Source organism: Gemmatimonas sp. (genome assembly GCF_041689975.1).
Taxonomy (GTDB): domain Bacteria; phylum Gemmatimonadota; class Gemmatimonadetes; order Gemmatimonadales; family Gemmatimonadaceae; genus Gemmatimonas.
In genome coordinates, this window is sequence record NZ_JBDNFF010000412.1 from 1 (window position 1) to 3,990 (window position 3,990).

3 protein-coding genes are annotated in these 3,990 nt (G+C 65.3%); 1 reads left to right on the forward strand and 2 read right to left on the reverse strand.

All coding sequences use genetic code 11. The features are described 5' to 3' along the window. Positions 1-63: 63 nt before the first annotated feature. Positions 64-1,947 carry a heavy metal translocating P-type ATPase gene (locus tag ACESNG_RS23370; protein ID WP_373071115.1) on the reverse strand — a complete coding sequence of 628 codons (1,884 nt, stop codon included), beginning with the start codon at positions 1,945-1,947 and terminating at the stop codon, positions 64-66. A gap of 109 nt (positions 1,948-2,056) precedes the next feature. On the opposite strand from ACESNG_RS23370, the gene ACESNG_RS23375 reads away from it, so the two are divergent. Further along, positions 2,057-3,667: an ATP-binding protein gene (locus ACESNG_RS23375; RefSeq protein ID WP_373071117.1), complete on the forward strand. Its 1,611-nt coding sequence runs from the start codon at positions 2,057-2,059 to the stop codon at positions 3,665-3,667. A gap of 19 nt (positions 3,668-3,686) precedes the next feature. On the opposite strand, the gene ACESNG_RS23380 is transcribed toward ACESNG_RS23375, so the two are convergent. Further along, positions 3,687-3,893, reverse strand: coding sequence for a hypothetical protein (locus ACESNG_RS23380; protein WP_373061015.1), 207 nt, complete (start codon positions 3,891-3,893; stop codon positions 3,687-3,689). Positions 3,894-3,990 lie beyond the last annotated feature (97 nt).

A 3,990-nucleotide genomic window follows, 5' to 3' on the forward strand; every position in this document is an offset into this window, starting at 1 on the left:
CAACTCCTAGCGCCCCCAACTCCTAGCGCCCCCAACTCCTAGCGCCCCTAACTCCTAGCGCCCCTAACTCCTAGCGCTGTCAGCAGTTCCAGCAGGCATCGCCCTCAACGCATTCAAAATCACCTCCACATCGATCCCCTCCTGAATCAGCGCCCCCGCGATCGTCGTCAGCATCCCCGACGTCGCGAACCCCATCCCGACCAACGACAACCCCAGCCCCACAAAAATCGACTGCTTCGCAATCATCAGCGACCGCCGCCCAATCCGCACCGCCTCCGGCACCCGACGCGGATCATCCACCAGCAGCACCACGTCCGCCGCCTCCGCCACTACGCCGCCTCCGTGTCCCGCCAGCGCTATTCCCACCGTCGCCGTGGTCAACGACGGCGCGTCGTTCGTCCCGTCGCCCACCATCACCACGCGTCGTCCACGCTTCTCCAAAGCGGCCACCCGCGCCACTTTGGCTTCCGCCGTGAGATCCCCTTCGAACTGCGTGATCCCCACCTCGTGTGCGATCTTCGCCACATTCGCCGTCGTGTCGCCCGACAGCAGATAGGCGTCGGTGATCCCCAGCGCCGCCAACTCCGCGAACATCGGCGCCAGTTCCTCACGCAGCTCGTCGGCGAAATCAATGCGCGCCACCCCTGGCGCCTGACCACCCGGCACGCCGCCATGACTGTCGTCTGAGGCCACGTACGCCCGCAGCCCGGACGCCCCCACTTCGAGCGCCGAAAGCCGCGCTGCCATCGAGGGCACCCGCTCGCGAACGAAGTCGGGCGATCCCACCGCCACGTAGCGTCCGTTCACTATCCCCGTCACACCGCGCCCGGCCGTCTCAACGAGCTCCGTGGCAATCATCATCGTCGCACCACGCGACTCGGCCTCGGCCACAATCACGCGGGCCAGCAGATGTCCCGATCCTTGCTCCACGGCGGCTGCGATCTCGAGCATCGATTCGGCCGCCGTCCCATTGTCGGTGACGACCTGATGCACACGCGGTTTGCCCACGGTGAGCGTTCCCGTTTTATCGAATACCGCGGTGTTCACGGATGCAAGCGCCTCGAGCGCACCGCCGTTCCGCACGATGATGGAGCGGCGCGCGGCGCGGTTGATCCCGCCAATGATCGCCACCGGTGCCGCCAGAATGAGAGGGCAGGGCGTCGCCACCACGAGCACCGCCAGCACGCGGGTCCAATCATGCGACACCAGCCACGCCACGACGCAGGCACCCAGGGTGAGTGGCGTGAACCACACCGCCCATTTGTCGGCGGTGCGCTGCAGCGGACTCTTGGAGGCCTGCGCGGAGCGTACCAGATCGACGATGCGGGCGTACTGGCTGTCCTGCGACGTGCGCACCGCGCGCAGCGTGAGGGCACCCTCCTGATTCACACTCCCCGACAGCAACGCCGTGCCGTTGGCCGCGCGCACCGGGATCGGCTCTCCGGTAAGTCGTGACGTGTCCACGTGCGACGACCCGCCCACCACCGTGCCGTCGCAGGGCACGAGTTCGCCCGGGCGGACCAATAGTTCGTCTCCCGGCTTGATTTCGACGGCCTCGATGTCTTGCACCTGACCCTTCACCACCCTGTGCGCAGTGCGCGGAGCGTCAGCCTCGAGTGACGCCACGGCACTCGAGGCACGGGCCACGGCATACGCATCGAGTGCTTCGCCGCCGGTTTGCATGAGCACAACAACGAGGCCGGCCAGCGGCTGCCCCAGCAGAATCGAGCCCACGATCGCCAGCATCGCCACCACGTCGGCCGCGAACTCTCCACGGAGGACGCCGGCAAACGTGCGCCATGCCACCGGAATCCCCGTGAGGATCAGTCCCGCGAACCAGATCCGGTTTCGCCAGGGATCGGCGCTCACCATGAGCGGCGAGATCGTACCGGCAGCCAAGAACGCGAGAGCGGCCGCCGGTAACCGGGGAATGGAGCTCCAGCGCATTAGCAGACCCGCGTGAAAAGTTGAATGACACCGCGCTGCCGCGAAGCCCAGCGGGACGGAATCGGGTGAATGCTGGAAAGATACCGGGCGCACACGCTATTCTGGTGATATGGCTGACACGCATTCGCATGCAGCGCTCGCGGCAATCGTCGACATCGCCGCTGACGCCATTATCGCGCTCGATGACAATTTCCGCATCGTGCGCTTCAACAAGGGCGCCGAGCAGATCTTCGGCTGGACGGAGCCCGAGATGCTGGGGCAGCTGATCGATCGGCTCCTGCCGACGGCGGTTCGCGCGGTGCATCGCGAGCACGAGCGGACGTTCGCCGAGGGCGGTACGGAATCGCGCCGGATGGCCGAGCGACGCGAAATCGCGGGCCTGCGTCGGAACGGCGAGCAGTTTCCCGCCGAAGCGTCGATCGCGCGCGTGACCATGGAAGGCACACGCACGTTCATGGTGATGCTGCGTGACGTCAGTGAGCGGCGCAAGAACGAGGAGCGACAGAAATTGCTGGCGACGGCGGGATGGGTGCTCGCGGCATCGCTCGATGTAGAATCGACGATGGCGACGATCGCCGAGTTGCCGGTGCCGCTACTGGGCAACTGGAGTCTGCTCGAGCTGCTCACTCCGGAAGGGTACAGCCGACGGGCGGCGGCCACGCATATGGATCCGCGACGACACGATGAAACATCGGGACTGGTATCGCGTGTGTCGGAGGCTTTGAATCCGAACTTGCCGCCGACGAGTGCGAGACGCGTGGCGTATGAAACGGAAGCGCAGCGTATCACCGATGTCGCGTCGTGGCTCTCGGCGAATTTCCACGAGAAAAGCGCACGAGGGCGGGCGGAATCTCTGGGCGCGAGTGCCATACTGGTCGTGCCGTTGCGTGCGGGAGGCCGGGCGATCGGTGCGCTGCATCTCGTGCGCACAGGTGAAGGCGCCTCGCACAGCGTGGACGAGGCCCAGGTGGCCGATCAGTTTGCCGGACTCGCGGCGTTGGCACTCGAAAACGCGCGGCTATATCAGGAGTCGCGCCGTGCGGTACGAGAGCGTGATGACATGCTGGCAATCGTGTCACACGACCTGCGGAATCCGGTGAACGCCATTGTGATGCTTACCGGCGCGGTACTCAGTCGCGAAGCCGGCGATGAGCGCCCGCTGATGGAGCGCGAAGACGTCGAAGCGATTCGCGGCGCCGCCCGTCAGGCGGATGGACTGATTCAGGATCTGCAGGACGTCTCGCGCATCGCGAGTTCGCGACTACGAGTAGAGCGTCAGCCGGTGGCGATGTCGGAATTGGTGAAGGAATCGGCCGACATCTTCGAGCCGGTAATGGAGGATGCGGTATTGCGCTTCGTCCGTCATATCGATGACCACCTTCCGCTCCTGCACGCCGACAGTCAACGCGTGCAGCAGGTGCTCTCCAATCTGCTCGGCAACGCCGTGCGCTTTACGCCGCACGGTGGCGAAATTGTACTCACTGCCAAGCGACGCGGTGACCATGTGCGAATCTCCGTGCGCGACAGCGGCCCCGGTGTGCCAGCCGCCGACGTTCCACGGCTGTTCGAACGCCACTGGCAGGCGCCGCGATTGCTACGCGCCGGCTCGGGGCTCGGCCTTTTCATCGCCAAGGGCATCGTCGAAGCCCACGGTGGTGAGATCGGTGTTGACAGTGAGCCGGGCAACGGCAGCGAGTTCTGGTTCACGCTGCCGTTGTAGCCACCGCCGATGCACGGGCTTAGTGCTTGGCTTCAGCGGCCGGAGCCGCGGTGTTCTTTTTCGCGTTGTCTTCCGCGTGATAGACCTGGAAGTTCATCGGGTCGCGCGGATGCCGATACGTATTCTTGTGGATCGTGTAGGCCATGAACAGCAGCCCCAACGTGGCCACTGTAGTCACGGCGGCCGCAGGCCACCCCAGCTTGTTCGGATCGTACGCGACACTCATGAAGACACCCCGACAGGAAAGCGCAAACGGCGAAGTACACCAACGCCAGCGCGAATGAGCGCCCCTGGGCCGGGGCGGAGCAGGGTGAAAACTATAC

Excerpts from the sequence above, each read along its gene's own strand:
- ACESNG_RS23370 (WP_373071115.1), bottom strand. The coding sequence starts at position 1,947 with ATGCGCTGGAGCTCCATTCCCCGGTTACCGGCGGCCGCTCTCGCGTTC.
- ACESNG_RS23375 (WP_373071117.1), top strand. The coding sequence starts at position 2,057 with ATGGCTGACACGCATTCGCATGCAGCGCTCGCGGCAATCGTCGACATC.
- ACESNG_RS23380 (WP_373061015.1), bottom strand. The coding sequence starts at position 3,893 with ATGAGTGTCGCGTACGATCCGAACAAGCTGGGGTGGCCTGCGGCCGCC.